The 16,261-nt window shown below is 75.8% G+C and carries 9 protein-coding genes; all 9 read left to right on the top strand.

What is annotated here, in order from left to right; genetic code table 11:
* Nucleotides 1-131 precede the first annotated feature (131 nt).
* The 9 genes from ACFVUH_RS17585 (at nucleotide 132) to ACFVUH_RS17545 (ending at nucleotide 16,216) form a co-directional block, all read left to right on the top strand.
* Nucleotides 132-920, top strand: coding sequence for an AfsA-related hotdog domain-containing protein (locus tag ACFVUH_RS17585; protein ID WP_387914137.1), 789 nt, complete (start codon nucleotides 132-134; stop codon nucleotides 918-920).
* Complete coding sequence (locus ACFVUH_RS17580; protein WP_355359746.1) at nucleotides 917-1,588, top strand: isoprenylcysteine carboxylmethyltransferase family protein; 672 nt, start codon at nucleotides 917-919, stop codon at nucleotides 1,586-1,588. Before ACFVUH_RS17585 ends, ACFVUH_RS17580 begins: the two co-directional genes overlap by 4 nt.
* Nucleotides 1,585-2,274 carry a nitroreductase family protein gene (locus ACFVUH_RS17575; RefSeq protein WP_387914135.1) on the top strand — a complete coding sequence of 230 codons (690 nt, stop codon included), beginning with the start codon at nucleotides 1,585-1,587 and terminating at the stop codon, nucleotides 2,272-2,274. The genes ACFVUH_RS17580 and ACFVUH_RS17575 overlap by 4 nt, the downstream gene beginning before the upstream one ends.
* Nucleotides 2,267-5,161: a PEP/pyruvate-binding domain-containing protein gene (locus ACFVUH_RS17570; protein ID WP_387914133.1), complete on the top strand. Its 2,895-nt coding sequence runs from the start codon at nucleotides 2,267-2,269 to the stop codon at nucleotides 5,159-5,161. Before ACFVUH_RS17575 ends, ACFVUH_RS17570 begins: the two co-directional genes overlap by 8 nt.
* A complete protein-coding gene (locus tag ACFVUH_RS17565) occupies nucleotides 5,158-6,408 on the top strand; it encodes a cytochrome P450 (protein ID WP_387914132.1) in 1,251 nt (416 codons plus the stop codon). Before ACFVUH_RS17570 ends, ACFVUH_RS17565 begins: the two co-directional genes overlap by 4 nt.
* Nucleotides 6,405-7,385, top strand: coding sequence for a hypothetical protein (locus tag ACFVUH_RS17560; RefSeq protein ID WP_387914131.1), 981 nt, complete (start codon nucleotides 6,405-6,407; stop codon nucleotides 7,383-7,385). The genes ACFVUH_RS17565 and ACFVUH_RS17560 overlap by 4 nt, the downstream gene beginning before the upstream one ends.
* Nucleotides 7,382-8,437, top strand: coding sequence for a ketoacyl-ACP synthase III family protein (locus ACFVUH_RS17555; protein ID WP_387914129.1), 1,056 nt, complete (start codon nucleotides 7,382-7,384; stop codon nucleotides 8,435-8,437). Before ACFVUH_RS17560 ends, ACFVUH_RS17555 begins: the two co-directional genes overlap by 4 nt.
* A 328-nt stretch (nucleotides 8,438-8,765) precedes the next feature.
* Nucleotides 8,766-14,852 (top strand): DNRLRE domain-containing protein, encoded by a 6,087-nt coding sequence (locus ACFVUH_RS17550; protein WP_387914127.1) that lies wholly within the window; start codon nucleotides 8,766-8,768, stop codon nucleotides 14,850-14,852.
* A 197-nt stretch (nucleotides 14,853-15,049) separates the two neighbouring features.
* Nucleotides 15,050-16,216: a 4-hydroxybenzoate 3-monooxygenase gene (locus tag ACFVUH_RS17545; protein WP_387914190.1), complete on the top strand. Its 1,167-nt coding sequence runs from the start codon at nucleotides 15,050-15,052 to the stop codon at nucleotides 16,214-16,216.
* Nucleotides 16,217-16,261 lie beyond the last annotated feature (45 nt).

Here is a 16,261-nt window from a genome sequence, read left to right as displayed (position 1 = left end):
TCAGAACTGACGTCACGTCAGAAACGGACGAGCCGTCAAGAAACGTGCGGCACAAGGGTTCAAGATCGAGTCCTGATGAAGCATCGGGAAACCAAATCGGCCCCCGGGCGCGCCCGGAGGAGGCCGTCCCGGTGGCGGTGGACGAGCGGGACCGGTGCTTCTTCGACCACCCGCTCGACCATGTGCCCGGGATGGTGCTGGTGGCCGCGATCCTGGACGAGGTCCGGGCGCTGGCACCGCGGCGGGCGGGCGCGGCCGACGGGCGGATGCGGCTGTCGCTGACCTTCGACCGGATGTGTGAGCTGGGCCGGCCGGTCTGGCTGCACAGCGAGCCCGCCGCGGCCGACGACGGACCGGCGTGGCGACTGCTGGCCGTGCAGGACGGGGCGACCGTCTGCCGGGCCTCGGTCGCGCTCGAAGGCGGCGGGCCGGTCGTCCCGGCCGGGGCCGTCCGGGCCCTGCTCGCCGGCCCCGGCCGGGAGGGCGGCGCGCCCGCGGACCAGACCCTGGTCCACCGCCGGCGGCCGGAGAACGTGCTGGTGGGCGGGCCGGCGCGGGTCGAACGGGCGGCCGTGCTGGTGCCCCCGCCGGGACACCGGCTGGCGGGCGCCGGGGCGCACACCCCGGCCGCGCTGATCGAGTCGGCCCGGCAACTGGCGACACTGCTGGGCCACACGGCCCACGGCCGGGACGCCGACGCGCAGATGCTCTGGCTGTCGCTGGAGGGGGACCTGCCGACCGGCCTGCCGGCGACGGTGCCGCTGGAGCTGTGGTGGGAGTTCGTACCGGCGCGCGGCCTGCGGTCGGTGTTCCGGTTCGTGGTGGTGGACGTGGAGAGCGGCGAACGGCACGGACGCCTGGAGATCGGTGTCCAGACCCTCAGCCGTGCCGGTTATCTGAAGCGGAGGGCGGCCCGATGAGTACGGTGGAACCGATGGCGGGCGGCGCGGGATCGCCCTGGGCGGTGCGCGCGCCGCGACTGCTGTTCGTGCTCGCGGTCCTCGCGGTCGGCACCGGTCTGGTGGTCCACCTGCGGCACGCGGGCGACCCGGTGGACCTGGTCGCGGCCGTGCTGGCCGCCTGCTACCTGGGCTGGCTGGCGGTCGAGATCCCGGTGACCTTCCGCAGCTCCGGCGCCGCGCCGCGCGAGTCGGCGACCCTGCTGCTCTACGCGGCGGCCCGGATCGCGACGGTCTCCGCGGCCGTGCTCGGCCCGCTGCCCTGGGACGACTGGTCGCCGCTGCTGCTGGTCCCGGCGGCGGTGTTCGTCGGCGGAGTCGTGCTGCGCCAGGTCGCGATCCACACCCTGGGCCGGTTCTACTCCCACCACGTCACCCGCCAGAGCGACCACCAGGTGGTCACCTGGGGCGTCTACCGCTTCATCCGCCACCCCGCCTACGCCGGGATGCTGTCGGCGCACCTCGGCTTCGTCGCGTTCTTCCTGAACCCGCTGAGCGCCGTCCTGCTGGTCGCGCTCTGCGCCGCGATCACCTTCCGGATCCGCACCGAGGAGCGGATGCTGGCGCACATCCCCGGCTACCGCGCCTACGCGGACGGCCACGCCCGCCTCGTGCCGGGGCTGTGGTGAGCGCGCCCGCCCGCCCGGCGCGGGTCCGGCTGCCGGCGACCCCGGACGAACTGCTGACGACCACCCGCTCGGTGCGCCTGCGCCTGGACCCGACGCGCCCGGTGGACCTCGACCTGGTGCGCGCCTGCGTGGAGATCGCGCTGCAGGCGCCCAACGGCGGCAACACCCAGCGCTGGCACTGGCTGGTGGTGGCCGACGACGACCTGCGCAAGCGCGTCGCGGAGGTCTACCGGCGGGTCTTCGAGGTCCGCTACCCGCCGTCGGCCTCCGCCGGCACGTCCGGGGTCGGGGTGACCGACCGGATGCTGACCGGCGGCCGGCACCTGGCCGAGCACCTGCACGAGGTGCCGGTCCTGGTGATCCCCTGCCTGGACCTCGGCGGCCGGCCGCTGCCCGAGGGCAACCAGGCGGGCGTGTGGGGCTCGCTGCTGCCGGCCGCCTGGAGCTACATGCTCGCCGCGCGCGCCCGCGGCCTCGGCACGACGTGGACCACGGTGCACCTGGACGCGGAGCGGGAGGTCGCCGACATCCTCGGACTGCCGGACGGCGTGCGCCAGGGGGCACTGATCCCCACCGCGCACGTGGTGGGGGACGGATTCGGACCGGCGCCGCGCCGGTCCGTCGACAGTGTGCTGCACCTGGACGGCTGGGGCGGCGCGGAATGGAGCGGTGGGTCGGATGACTGAGCTCGTGGTGACCGCGGCGGCCGACGGCGCCGCGCTGGCCGACGCCGCGCGGGTGGGTCACAAGTTCGCCCGTCAGGAGCTGCTGCGGCAGGCCGGGTTCCGGGTGCCGGAGTTCTTCTGCCTGCCCGCCGCCGCCTTCGACCGGGCCCTGGACGCGCTGCGCCCCGCGCTGCCGCCGCTGCCGGCCGACGGCGCCGCGCGGGACGCCGTCGAGGCCTGGTGCGCGGCGGCCCGCGAAGCGCTGGCCTCCTCGGCCCTGCCCCCGGCGCTCGCCGAGCGGGTCCGCAAGGAGTTCGCCGCGATCGCCGGGCCGGAGGGCCTGGTCGCGGTCCGGGCCTGCGTCGTGCCCGCCGGCTCGCCGCACGCCGACCCGCCGGACGCCGCCTCGCCGGCCGGCCGCCCGGACGAGGAGATGGGGGAGGACAGCGCCGTCGACCCGTTCGCGGGCATGAGCGACAGCTTCCTCTACGTCGACGAGGACGGCCTGGCCGACGCCGTGGTGCGCTGCTGGGCCTCGGCCTTCAACGCCCAGGCGGTCCGCTACCGCATCCTGCGCGGACTCGACCCGCGCCGGGCCCGGGTCGCGGTCGGCGTGCAGCGGATGGTGCTCGGCACCCGGTCGTTCGTCGCGTTCACCCGTGACCCCCGGGACGGCTCGGCGCGCCGGGTGGTCGCGGCCGCGTACGGCATCGGCGAGGGCGTCGTCCAGGAGAAGGCGGACATCGACCACTTCTTCCAGGAGCCGGCCACCGGCGCGGTGAGCGCCCGGACCGTGCACAAGCGGTGGTCGATGGGCCTGCCCGAGGGCGCCGCCTCCGGTACGCCGGTCCTGCTGCCGGTCGCCGGGGAGCTGGCGGACGTGCCGGTCCTCGACGACGACCAGGTGCGCGCGGTGGGGGAGTTGGCCGCGCGGGTGGAGGAGCTCTTCGGCGTCCCGCAGGACATCGAGGGCGCCCTCACCGAGGACGGCACCGTCCACCTGCTCCAGGCCCGCCCGATGGTCACCGCCCCGGCCGCCCCCGTCGACGCCGCGCCCGCCGCCCGGGCCGAGGAGCCCGACGCCCCCGCCGAGGAGCCCGCCCGGGTCTACTGGGGCAACCACAACATCACCGAGAGCTTCCCCGGCGTCTCGGGCGCCCTCACCTACTCCCAGTCCCGCGAGTTCTACCGCCGCTCCTTCGCCGACCTCTACCGGCGGATGGGCGTGCCCGACACCTGGGTGCGGGACAACGCGCACCGCCTCGCCCGGATGGTCGGCTACCTGGAGGGCCAGGTCTACTACCGGCTGGACGACTGGCAGGCCCTGCACGGGCAGATGCCGATGTTCGAACTGGTGCGCAAGGGCTGGGAACAGGCGATGGGCATCACCGGCCCGGCCCGCGCCGAGCGCCGCTGGGCCGCCCCGGCGGTCGCCCGCGCGCTGCCGCGCCTCGCCTGGCGCAGCGTCGCGCACCCCTGGCAGGTGAAGGGCTTCCTGCGGTGGTGGGACCGGCAGATGGCGGAGGCGGAGACCGTCGGCGACTCGCCCGAAGAGCTGATCGCCTTCTACCGCCGGCTGTGGGAACGCGCCGGCGAGCGCTGGGGCGTCACCCTGGTCAACGCCTTCCTCGCCCTCGTGGTGCTCGGCGCGGGCGGCACCCTGCTGCGCCGCTGGACCGGCGAGGGCCCGCAGGTCCTGGTCGGACTGATGGGCGGCGGGCGGGAGAACCGTTCCCTGGAGGCCGTCCGCGCGGCCATGGCTCTGGCCGAACTCGTGGGCGGCGTCCCCGAGTTGCGCGCCGCCGTGCTCGACGACGCGGCCGACCCCGAGCAGCTCTGGCAGCAGATCGTCTCCGGCCGCCACGGGGTGGCCGTCGCCGACGCCGCCCGGGGCTACCTCGCCCGCTACGGCGACCGCGCGCTGCACGACCTCAAGCTGGAGGAGCCCACCCCCCGCCAGCGCCCGTGGACCGTGCTCGCCCTGATCCGCCCGCTGGTGCGCCAGGGGGCGACCGTGGCCGCCAACCGCGCCGACGAGCAGGCCGCCGCCCGGCGCGCCCGCGAGCGGCTGCGCGAGGTGTGCCCCAACCCGGCGCAGCGCGCCGTCCTGCTCGGCCTCACCTCGCTCGCCCGGGACCTCGCCCGGATCCGCGAGGACACCCGGTTCTGCCGCACCCAGCTGTTCGGCCTCTCCCGGGAGGTGATGTGGCGGCTCGGCGCGGAACTCGCCCGCACCGGCGTCCTGGACGACCGGCTCGACGTCGCCGATCTGACCGTCGAGGAGGTCATCGGCGCCTTCGACGGCACCGGGACGGTCCGCGACCTGCGCGCCCTGGTGGCGCTGCGCCGCGCCCAGCGCGAGGAGTGGGCCGGCAACCCGCAGCGGCCCGCCCTGCTGGGCACCCCGGCCGGCCTGCCGCTCGCCCGGGCCCTGCCGCACGCCGTGGCGGTGGACGCGGCCGGGGCCGTCGGCGACGGCCTGCTGCGCGGGATCGGCTCCAGCGGCGGCGTGGTCCGGGGCCGGGCGGCGGTGGTGCTCGACCCGTCCACCGACCCCGACCTCGCCACCGGGCGCATCCTGGTCGCCCGGGAGACCGACCCCGGCTGGCTGTTCCTGATGATGTCCGCCGCCGGCATGGTCGTCGAGCGCGGCACCCTGCTGTCGCACACCGCGATCACCGGCCGGCTGCTGGGCGTGCCCACCGTGGTCGCCGTCCCGCAGGCCACCACCGCGATCCCGGACGGCGCCTGGATCGAGATCGACGGCACCGCCGGGACCGTGCGCCTGCTCCCACCGGCCGAACAGCCCGCCGAACCGGCCGCGGAGCAGCCCGCCGAGCAGCCGGTCGACCAGCTCGCCGAACCGGCCGGCCCCACCGTCAGCACCGAGAAGGGCGAGACGCCATGACCGACCCGGCCCGCTTCCCGTTCCCGCCCGCCGGCGACGTCCGCCCGCCCGACGCCTACCACGGCCTGCGGCGCACCGGCACCCCGCACCCCGTCCAGCTGTCCAGCGGGCAGCCCGCCCTGCTGGTCACCCGTCACGAGGACGTCACCGCCGTGCTCGGCGACGACCGCTTCAGCCGCGCCGGCTACACCGAGCTGGCCCGCCCGCTGTTCGCCCGCAAGACCGAGTCCGTCCTGCTGGCCACCGCCGACGCGCCCGACCACACCCGCCGCCGCCGAGCGATCCTGCCCGCCTTCACCGCGCGCCGGGTCCGGCTGCTGCGCCCCCGCCTGGAGGCCCTCGCCGAGCACCTGCTCGACGAACTGACCGGCGGCGCCCCCTCCGGCGAGGCCGACCTGGTCGGCGGCTTCACCGTGCCCTTCCCGATGCAGGTCATCTGCGAGGTGCTCGGTGTCCCGCTCGACGACGGCGCGATGCTGCGCGCGGAGGTCGACGTCCTGATGTCCACCTCCGGCCACGCCCGCGAGGAGGTCGCCGCCACCCAGGCCCGGATGGACGACTACTTCACCGCCCTCGTCGCGGACAAGCGGCGCGCCGCCGCGGCCGGCACCCCGGCCGACGACCTGCTCACCAGGCTCGCCCTGCGCGCCGACGACGACCCCGGTCAACGGCTGTCCGACCGCGAGGTGGTGGCCCTCGGCTCCGGGATGCTGATGGCCGGCTACGAGACCACCGGCAACTCCTTCGGCATGTGCGTCCTGCTGCTCCTGCGCCACCCCGCGCTGGTCAGGACCCTGCGCGAGCGGCCCGAGCGGATCCCGGCCGCGGTCGAGGAGATGCTCCGCTTCACCTCCCTCAACAACACCGGCGGCGCGCCCCACCTGGTGACCGAGGACGCCGAGCTGGGCGGCTGCCCGGTGGCGGCCGGGCGGATCGTCGTCCCGCTCACCGACGCCGCCAACCGCGACCCGGGGGTCTTCGCCGACCCGGACGCGTTCGACCCCGACCGCCCGGACGTCGCCGCCCACCTCGCCTTCGGCCACGGCCGCCACCTCTGCCTCGGGGCCGAACTCGCCCGCGCCGAACTGCGGATCGGCGTCGGCGCGCTGCTCCGCCGCTTCGACGATCTGGAACTCGCCGTCCCGGAGGAGGAGTTGGAGTGGCGTCGGACGATGTTCATCAACGGCGTCTGGCGGCTTCCGGTCCGCTGGAGCGCCGCCGCACCCGCCGCGGGGCGGCCGGCATGACCCACCGGCCCACCCTCCCGGCCCCCTCCACCTCGCCCACCTCGCCCGCCGCACCGGCCCCGCTCGCCGCCCGGCTCGCCGCGTTCGTCCGCGGCAGCTTCCCGCTGCCGCTCTCCCTGCTGTTCGCCGCCGCCTGGGCGCTGGGCGCCACCGGCCTGTTCGCCGCCGCCGACGAACGCGTCACCCACTGGCGGCCCGGGTGGGGCACGGCGACGGCCGCCCTCACCGTCCTGGTCGACCTGCTCCTGCTGCGCGCCGCCGACGACCTGCGCGACCTGCCCTACGACCGGAGCCACAACCCGTCCCGTCCGCTGGCCCGCGGCGCCGTCCTGCCCCGCGACCTGTACGCGCTCGCCGCCGCCGGAGCCGCGCTGCTGCTCCTGCTCAACGCCGGCGACCGCCCCGCCCTGCTCCTGCTCGCCGCCCAGTTCGGCTACACCGCCCTGCTGGTGGGGGCCGAGCTGCGGCTCGGGTGGCCGCGCGGCGACGCGATGGTCACCGGCGTGCTGCTGAGCTCCCCGGTGCAGATCCTGCTCAACCTCTACCTCTACGCCGTGTTCCTGCACGACACCGGCGCGGACCCCGGCACCCTCGGGCGGGAGGCCCGCCACGTGCTCCCGCTGCTCGCGGTGATCATGCTGGCGGCCACCCACCACGAACTGGCCCGCAAGATCGTGCGCACGCCGGGCCCGCACGAGCGCAGCTACGTCCGGGTGTTCGGCCTGCGGACCACGGTCGCGCTGGCGCTCGGCTCCGCCGCCGGGTCCGCCGCCGTCTCCCTGGCGGTGCTGCGCCCCTGGTCGGGCGGAGCGGCCGGCTGGGGCTGGTCGGCGCTGCTGCCGCCGGTGCTCGTCGTGCTCGCCGCCCGCCGCTTCACCCGTACCGGGGCGGCACGCTGGCCCGTCGCGGCGGTGGCCGGCTACCTGCCGGCCGTCTTCGTCTGCCACCTGCTGACCGGCCTGGGGAGCACCTCATGAGGACGGACCACCTGTACATCGCCGGCCTGGCCGCGCACCTGCCCCGGCTCCGGCCGCTCACCGAGGAGGTCGCCGCCGGCCGGCCCGGCGCCGAACAGGCCCTGGCCGACGGCTGGACGAGCGTGTCGGTCGCCGACGACACCCCGGCGCCGGAACTCGCCGCCGAGGCCGCCCGGCTCGCCCTCAAGCGCTCCGGCCTGCGGGCCGAGGACGTCCGGCTGGTGCTGCACGCCGGCACCTACCACCAGGGCCCGGACGGCTGGTACGCCGCCCACTACCTGCAGCACCACGTGCTCGGCGGCACGGCGCCGGCGATCGGCCTGGACCAGGGCTGCACCGCGATGCTGGACGCCGCCCGGCTGGCCCACGGCCACCTGGTCCACGCCCCGCAGCGGTCCGCCGTCCTGGTCACGGCGGCCGACAACTTCGGCGCCCCGGGCATCGACCGGTTCACCTACGCCCACGGCTTCGGCGCCGGCCGCGGCTCGATCCTCGGCGACGCGGGCTGCGCCGTGCTGCTGTCCGCCGCCGCGGGACCGCTGCGGATCCGCTCCGTCGCCCAGTCCTCGCTCTCCTCCTGGGAGCGGGTCTACCGGGGGACGGAGGACCTGTTCCCGCCGAGCCCGGCGGGCGGCACCAGGATCCCCATGGGCCTGCGGATGGGCGCCTACGCGGACCGGGTGACCGACCGTGACCTGCGCCTGAGCATGGCCCGCGACCTCACGCAGGCCCGTACCGACCTCGCCCGCCGGGCGATGGAGGAGGCGGGCGTCACCGCGGCGGACATCACCCGGGTCGCCCATGTCTTCACCGGCCACCCCCGCTACCTGGAGGGCCTGCTGCGCCCGCTGGGCATCGACCCCGGGCGCGGCATGCTCGACCTCGGGCGCACGCTCGGCCATCTGGGCGCCTGCGACCAGTTCCTGTCGCTGGCCCACCTGGTGGACACCGGCGCGGTCGGCCCGGGCGACCACGTCCTGCTCCTCGGCAACGGCGCCGGCATCTCGCTGGCGGCGGCCGTCGTCGAGGTGCTGGACGACCCCGCCTGGTAGCCGCCCGGAGCCCTCCGCCCGGGGAGGGCGGAACCGGCCGTTCGTCGGCGGGAATCGGCCGTGGACGCGGCCACGGCCGGTGCTACGCCCCCGCATGACATAGTCATGTACATTGCCGCCCGATCCGGGCGGCCGTAGCAGCGCGGCCCCGCGTCCACCCCCGCACCAGGCCCCCGCACCAGGCACCCCGCACCACGCCACGGCACCACGTCACCGTACGGGCCACCGCATCCGCCGAGCGCGGAACCGCGGCGCGGGCCGCCGCCCGAGAGCACGTGCGTACCCAAGGACAGTGTCCCGTTCCGGCGATCACCCCTGGAGTGTGCCTGTGTCATGGTTCCCACCCGCTGCGGGAGGCCCGCCCGGCTCCCGCAGCCGCACCCGTACCCGCGCACCACGAGGCCGCTGGACGGCGGCCACCCTCTCCGCCGCCCTGCTGGGCGGACTGCTGCTCGGAGTGCAGCCCGCCTCGGCCCGGCCGGAGCCCGAGCCCCCGTCCGCCGACCGCAAGCCCGCCGCGGCCCAGCAGCCGGCCCGCGACCGGGCCTCCGCCCGGCTCGCGGCCCGGCTCACCGGCAAGCCGGTGGAGGTGCCCACCGAACGCACCGAGACGGCGACGACCTGGGCCAACCCCGACGGCACCCTGACCCTGGAGGTCGCGGCCGGCCCGGTGCGGATGCGCCGCCCGGACGGCGGCTGGGCCGACGTCGACGTCAGTTTCGCCAAGCGCCCCGACGGCTCCGTCGCCTCCAAGGCCCACCCGCGCGGGCTCGCCCTGGCCGGGGCGCCGAGCGCTCGGCGGGCCGGCTCCTTCGCCGAGGCCGCCGCCACCCCGGCCGAGGACCTGCTCACCCTCAGCGCCGGCGGCCGGGGCGTCGCGGTGCAGTGGCGCGGCGGCCTGCCCGAACCCCGCCTGGACGGTGCCCGGGCCACCTACCAGGACGTCCTGCCCGACGCGGACCTCGTCATCGACGCCACCCGCACCGGTTACGAGCAGTCCGTGATCCTCAAGCGGCGCCCCACCGGCCCCGCCGACTACACCCTGCCGCTCAAGGCCCCGGGGATCGACGCGCGCCGGAACGAGGACGGCGGCGTGACGTTCGTCGAGTCCGCCACCGGGCGCGCACTCTCCACGATGCCCGCCCCGGTCATGTGGGACGCCACCGTCGACCCGAAGTCCGGTGAGCACACCCGCCGGGCACCGGTGGGCCTCGAGGTCACCCGCTCCGGCGACACCGTCGAACTGCACCTCAGCCCGGACGCCGCGTTCCTCGCCGACCCGGCGACCCGCTACCCCGTGACGGTCGACCCCTCGGACACCGTGCTGTCCGACGTGTTCGACACCTGGGTCCAGCAGGGCGAGACGACCGACGCGTCCAGCGCCACCGACCTGAAGATCGGCTGGCCGGGCGACTGGGCGGACGTCCCGAAGACCAAACCCCGCATCGCCCGCTCCTTCATCAGCTGGGACATGGCGCCCATCAAGGACGCCCTGGTCTCCAAGGCCACCCTGTCGCTCTACAACTTCCACTCCTGGGACTGCACCAAGCCCGCCGCCTGGGAGGTCTGGGACACCAACAACGCGACGACCGCCAGCCGCTGGACCAACCAGCCGGCCTGGCTGCAGAAGTTCGCGACGTCCACCGAGACCCGCGGCCAGAACTGCGCCAACGGCGCCTACGTCAACGCCGACGTCACCTCGCTGCTCCAGTACTGGGCGGGCCAGGCCACGGTGGGCCGCCAGGGCCTGGGCCTGCGCGCCGCCAACGAGGCCGACACCGCGGGGTGGAAGAAGTTCTACTCCGGGAACGCCGCCGCGAGCCAGATCCCCAAGCTGGCGGTCACCTTCAACTACCGCCCCCGCACCGGCACCGACCAGCAGGCCGGCCCGCCCTTCTTCGCGGACGACGGCGCCTACACCGTCAACACCCTGACCCCCGTCCTGCGCGACACCTTCGCCGACTCCAACAACGACCGGATCAACGGCACCTTCCAGATCGTCGACGCGGCCACCGACCAGCCGGTCGGCGGCTACCTGGTGTCCCCGTGGGGCGCCAGCGGGGAACCGGTGTCCGTGACCGTCCCGGCGGGCCTGCTCCAGGACGGCCGGACCTACCGCTTCCGCACCAACCCCTACGACGGCACCCACTACAACCTCGCCTGGTCGCCCTGGCGCACCTTCACGGTGGACACCGCCGCGCCCTCCGCGCCGACCGCCGTGACCTCCGCCGACTACCCCTCGGCCGCCTGGGTCAAGGGCGTCGGCCAGAGCGGCACCTTCGTGGTCACACCCCCGTCGGCGGACCACCGCTGGCTGGAGTGGACCCTGGACGGCAGCACCTGGAACCGCATCGCCACCGGCGGCACCAACGCGCCCGTCAGCCTGCTGGCCACGCCGACCCACGGCGGCACCAACACCCTCCGGGTGCGCAGTGTGGACCGGGCCGACAACCGCTCCGAGGCGCTGTCCTACGAGTTCCACGCCGGCGCCGGCGGCATCGCCAGGCCCTCCGACAGCCGGCGCACCGCAGCCCGGCTGCCGCTCCAGGCCGAGGCCGACGCCGCGCGCTTCGACGCCGTGACCTTCTCCTGGCGGCGCTCGGACGCCGACGCCTGGGCGCCCGTCCCGCCCGGCCACGTCAGCGCCGCCGGCACCCCGCTCACCGGCTGGCCGGTCGCGCTCGCCGCCGGCCGCAGCCCGGAACTCGCCTGGGACGCCGCCACCACCGTCAGCCCCGACGGCGCGGTGCAGCTGAAGGCCGACTTCACCGGCCCGGGCGGCGCCACCGGCTCCAGCGACCCGCTCAAGGCGATCGTCGACCGCACCGCCGACAACGCCGCCACCGCGGCCGTCGGCCCCGGCACCGTCAACCTGCTGACCGGCGGCTACGGCCTCAGCCGCACCGACGCCTCCTTCTTCGGCACGGCCGTCACCCGCACCGCCTCCTCCCGTGCCCCCCAGGAGGGCGCGGCCCAGGCGGGCCAGGCCGCGATCTTCGGCAAGGAATGGCTCTCCGGCACCGCCACCGGCCGCAAGGACTCCGGCTACACCGCGATCGGCCGCACCTCGGACACCTCGCTGGACGTCCGGCGCACCGACGGCACGGCGCTGCGCTTCACCGCCGACGGGACGGCCACCGGCTGGGTCCCCGAACCCGGCGCCGCCAACCTCACCCTGACCGGCTCCTTCGCCGCCGGCTTCACCCTGACGGACAGCAACGGCGACACCGCCGAGTTCGCCCGGACCGACCCCGCCGCCACCGCCTGGACGCTCACCCGCTCCTCCACCCGGGGGCTCGACAACAGCACCAGCACGATCGTCTCCCAGAACGTCACCGGCCCCGACGGACGGGTCCTCACCCGGCCGCAGCGGGTGGTCGGTCCGACCAGCGCGGTCGCCTCCTCCGTCTGCGCGGCCGACCCGGCCGTCCGCGGCTGCCGCGTGCTGGAGTTCGTCTACGCCCCCGCCACCACCGCGACCGCCGCCGCCCTCGGGGACGTCGCGGGCCAGGTCAGCGCGATCCGCCTGTGGTCCACCGAACCCGGCGCGAGCGCCGCCACCGCCGTCGACGTCAGCCGCTACGCCTACGACACGAACGGCCGGCTCCGGGAGACCTGGGACCCCAGGATCACCCCCGCGCTGAAGACCGCGTACACCTACGACACGGCGGGCCGCGTCACCGGCCTCACCCCGCCCGGCGAGCTCCCCTGGACCTTCGCCTACGGGCGGGCCGGCAACTCGCCGGCCGCCGGTGACGGCATGCTGCTCACCGCCTCGCGCCCGACCCTGGCCCCCGGCTCCGCCGACCAGGTCGACGGCACCGCCACCACGACCCTGGTCTACGACGTGCCGGTCACCGGCACCGGCGCCCCCTACGACCTGGGCCGCGCCGCCACCGCCTCCTGGGGCCAGCGGGAGACCCCCACCGACGCGACCGCCGTCTTCCCGCCCGACCAGACACCCGCCGCCGGCACCGGGGCGCAGCTCCCCGCGAACGGCTACGGCCGCGCCGACGTGCACTACCTGGACGCCTCCGGCCTGGAGACCGACACCGTCCGGCCCGGCGGGGCCGTCACCGCCACCGACCACGACGCGGCCGGCAACACCGTCCGGCAGCTGAGCGCCGCCAACCGCGCACTGGCCCTGGGCGCCACCGACCAGGACCGCGCGACCCTGGCCGCCCTCGGGATCGCCGCCCTCGGCAGCGCCGAACGGGCCGATCTGCTCTCCACCACGACGACCTACAGCGCCGACGGCAACCGCGAGCTGGAGGTCCTCGGCCCCCTCCACTACGCCACGCTGGAACGGAAACTGACCGCCGGGACGGCCGTCGTCGCCGAAGCCGGAACCCAACTGCCGCTGCGGCAGCGGACGGTGAAGGAGTACGACGGCGGCCGGCCCACCGACGGCAGTGCCACCGTCCGCGACCAGGTCACCAAGGAGACCGTCGGCGGACAGCCCCGCATCGACACCGCCCTGCTCGCCGATGCCCGCACCACGGCCACCGGCTACGACTGGGCCAAGGGCCGGCCCACCACGAGCGTCCAGGACCCCGACGGGGCCCGGCTCACCACCACCACCGGCTACGACGCCCAGGGCCGGGTGACCAGCACCGGCCTGCCCGCCTCCACCGGCACCGACGCGGGCACCACGACCACCTCCTACTACACCGCCGACGGCAGCGGCCCCTGCGCCGCCCGGCCCGAGTGGGCGGACCAGGTCTGCTCCGTCGGACCCGCCGCCGACATCACCGGAGGCGGCGCCAACCCCGCCCAACTGCCCCGCCGCACCGTCGAGTACGACCGCTGGGGCCAGACCACGAGCACCGTCGAGACCGCCAACGGCGTCCAGCGGACCACGGCCACCGGCTACGACGCCGCCGGCCGCCGCACCAGCTCCACCGTCACCGGCCCGGGCCAGCCGGTCCCGGTCGTGACCACCGGCTACGACGCCGCCACCGGCCGCCCGGTCAGCACGGCCGCCGCCGGCACCGGCGCCATCACCACCGCCTACGACCGCCTCGGGCGCCCCATCGCCTACACCGACGCCGACGGGGCCACCACCACGACCCGCTACGACCGGCTCGACCGGCCGGTCCTCGTGTCCGACTCCGCGCCCTCCACCCTCAGCTACACCTACGACACCGCCGTCGAACCGCGCGGCCTGGCCACCGCGGTCGGCGACTCGGTGGCCGGCATCTTCACCGCCCGCTACGACGCGGACGGCACCGTGGTCAGCACCGGACTCCCCGGCGGCTACACCATGCGCCAGACCACCAGCCCGACCGGCACCCCCGTCAGCCGCACCTACACCCGCGACAGCGACGGCACGACCGTCCTCGGCGACGGGATCAGCACCACCGTGCACGGCCAGTGGGCCACCCACACCGCCACCTTCGCCTCGGCCTCCCAGCAGGTCTTCGGCTACGACACCGTCGGGCGCCTCACCCGCACCACCTCGGCCGCCGACGGCGTCTGCACCACCCGGACCTACACCTTCGACCGCAACACCAACCGCACCGCCCGCAGCTCCGTCAACGCCGCGCCCGGCGCCGACTGCGCCGCGTCCGGCGGCACCCCGGAGCAGCACGGCTACGACACCGCCGACCGGCTGACCGACCCCGGCTACGGCTACGACGCGTTCGGCCGGACCACGGCCCAGCCCGGCGCCACCACCTCCTACTACGCCAACGACCTCGTCCGCCAGCAGGGCACCGCCACCGACCGGCAGACCTGGACGCTGGACCCGGCGCTGCGCCTGCGGGCCTGGACCGCCGAGACCAACCCCGGCACCGGCTGGACCCCCTCGCGCAGCCGGATCAACCACTACGGGTGCGCCTGCGACAGCCCCAGCTGGACCGTCGAGGACACCGCCACCGGCGAGCTCACCCGCCAGGTCGCCACGCCCGCCGGCGGTCTGGGCGCCACCACCGCGAAGACCGGCGGGGTGCAGCTCCAACTCGCCAACCTGCACGGCGACATCGTGGCCGTCCTGCCGCTCGACCCGGGCCGGGCGCCGGTCGCGGTGACCTACGACGAGTACGGCAACCGCGCGCCCGGCACCGCCCCGCTGCGGTACGGCTGGCTCGGCTCCCAGCAGCGCTCGGCCGAGACGCCCACCGGGGCCGTGCTCATGGGCGTGCGGCTGTACGACCCGACGCTCGGCCGGTTCCTGACCACCGACCCGGTCCCGGGCGGCAACGCCACCGCCTACGACTACGTGCTCCAGGACCCGAACACCCACTTCGACCTCGACGGCCAGTGGGGGTGGGGCTGGGTGCGCCGGGCCTGGACGTGGGTCAGGCCCTTCGTGATCCTCTGCGGGCGGGGAGCCTGGGCGTCCCGCAACTACGGCTACACCTGGCAGCAGAAGGCGGCGGCCATGGCCGCGGGCTGCATCGTCTACAACCTCTGACGATCCCGCGCACGCCGGCCGGTGCCGGACCCTGCGGGGCCCGGCACCGGCCGGTGCCGTCAGGCCGACGGGCCTCCTCTCACTCCTGAGAGTGATTTGTGCCGATTTCCGTATCCGCCGGTCGTTACCATTGAGGTTGTGTGACTGATCGTCAGAACATCAACGGGGGAGTGCACATGGACGAGGAATCGGCTGACGTGGTGATCCTCGGCGCAGGCCCGGCCGGCCTCGTCCTCGGCAACCTGCTGCACCGGGCCGGCCTCGACTGCGTCGTCCTGGAACGCTCCGACCGCGCCCACCTGCACGCCCGCGCCCGGGCCGGCTTCCTCGCCGCGCACACCGTCCGCGTCCTGGACCGCCACGGCCTCGCCGACGGCCTGCACCGCCGTGGCCAAGCCCACGCCGGCTGCGAGTTCCGTACCGCCGACGGCCGCTTCCGGCTCGACTACGCCCACCTGGGCCGCGGTGAGCGCCACACCGTCTACCCGCAACAGCACCTCGTCGCCGACCTCCTCGCCTCCTACCAGGACGCCGGCGGCCGGCTGCACTTCGGCACCGAGGCCCACCGGGTGCTGGACACCGACGGCGAACGCCCGGTCGTCGAGGCGAGCGGCCCGGACGGGCGCCCCGTGCGCTGGCGGGCCCGCTACGTCGCCGGCTGCGACGGCCGGCACGGCGCCGCCCGCCGCTCACTGCCGCCCGGCGCCGTCGTCCACCACCACGACCACGGCCTGTCCTGGCTCGGCCTGCTCGCCGAGGCACCCCCCAGCCTGGACGCCGTCGGCTACGCCGTGCACGAGCGCGGCTTCGCCGGCCACATGGCCCGCACCGCGCAGATCACCCGCTACTACCTGCAGTGCGAGCGCGGCACCCCGCCCGACGCCTGGTCCGAGGACCGGATCTGGCACGAACTCGACGAACGGATGCGCTCGGCCAAGCACGGCCCGCTGCACCGGGGGAGCATCGTCCAGCGCAGCGTCGTCGACCTGGAGTGCGACGTCGTCGAACCGCTGCGCCACGGCGCGCTGCTGCTCGCGGGCGACGCCGCGAGCCTGATCACCCCCTCGGCCGCCAAGGGCGCCAACCTCGCCGTCCTGGAGGCGGAACTGCTGGCCGCCGCCCTGGTCGACGAACTCGGCCACGGCGACGGCCGCGCGCTGGCCGGCTACTCGGCCCGCTGCCTGGAGTACATCTGGCGCGCCCAGGAGTTCTCGCACTGGATGGTCCGGCTGCTGCACGCCGTGCCCACCCCGCACGGCGGCCCGTCCTCCTTCGACGAGGGACTGCGCCGCGCCCGCCTGTCGGCCCTGCGCACCTCGCGCGCCCAGCAGGACTGGTTCGCCGAGAACTACGTCGGCCTCTGACCGTCTCCGACACCGCTGATCCACGGACACCGCCGATCCGCGGAC

The sequence above is a fragment of the Kitasatospora sp. NPDC058032 genome (genome assembly GCF_042885845.1).
Lineage (GTDB): Bacteria > Actinomycetota > Actinomycetes > Streptomycetales > Streptomycetaceae > Kitasatospora.
Note: the sequence above shows the minus strand (reverse complement) of the source record. Positions and strands in the feature narration are given on the sequence as shown.

Excerpts from the sequence above, each read along its gene's own strand:
- ACFVUH_RS17580 (WP_355359746.1), top strand. The coding sequence starts at position 917 with ATGAGTACGGTGGAACCGATGGCGGGCGGCGCGGGATCGCCCTGGGCG.
- ACFVUH_RS17570 (WP_387914133.1), top strand. The coding sequence starts at position 2,267 with ATGACTGAGCTCGTGGTGACCGCGGCGGCCGACGGCGCCGCGCTGGCC.
- ACFVUH_RS17565 (WP_387914132.1), top strand. The coding sequence starts at position 5,158 with ATGACCGACCCGGCCCGCTTCCCGTTCCCGCCCGCCGGCGACGTCCGC.
- ACFVUH_RS17560 (WP_387914131.1), top strand. The coding sequence starts at position 6,405 with ATGACCCACCGGCCCACCCTCCCGGCCCCCTCCACCTCGCCCACCTCG.
- ACFVUH_RS17555 (WP_387914129.1), top strand. The coding sequence starts at position 7,382 with ATGAGGACGGACCACCTGTACATCGCCGGCCTGGCCGCGCACCTGCCC.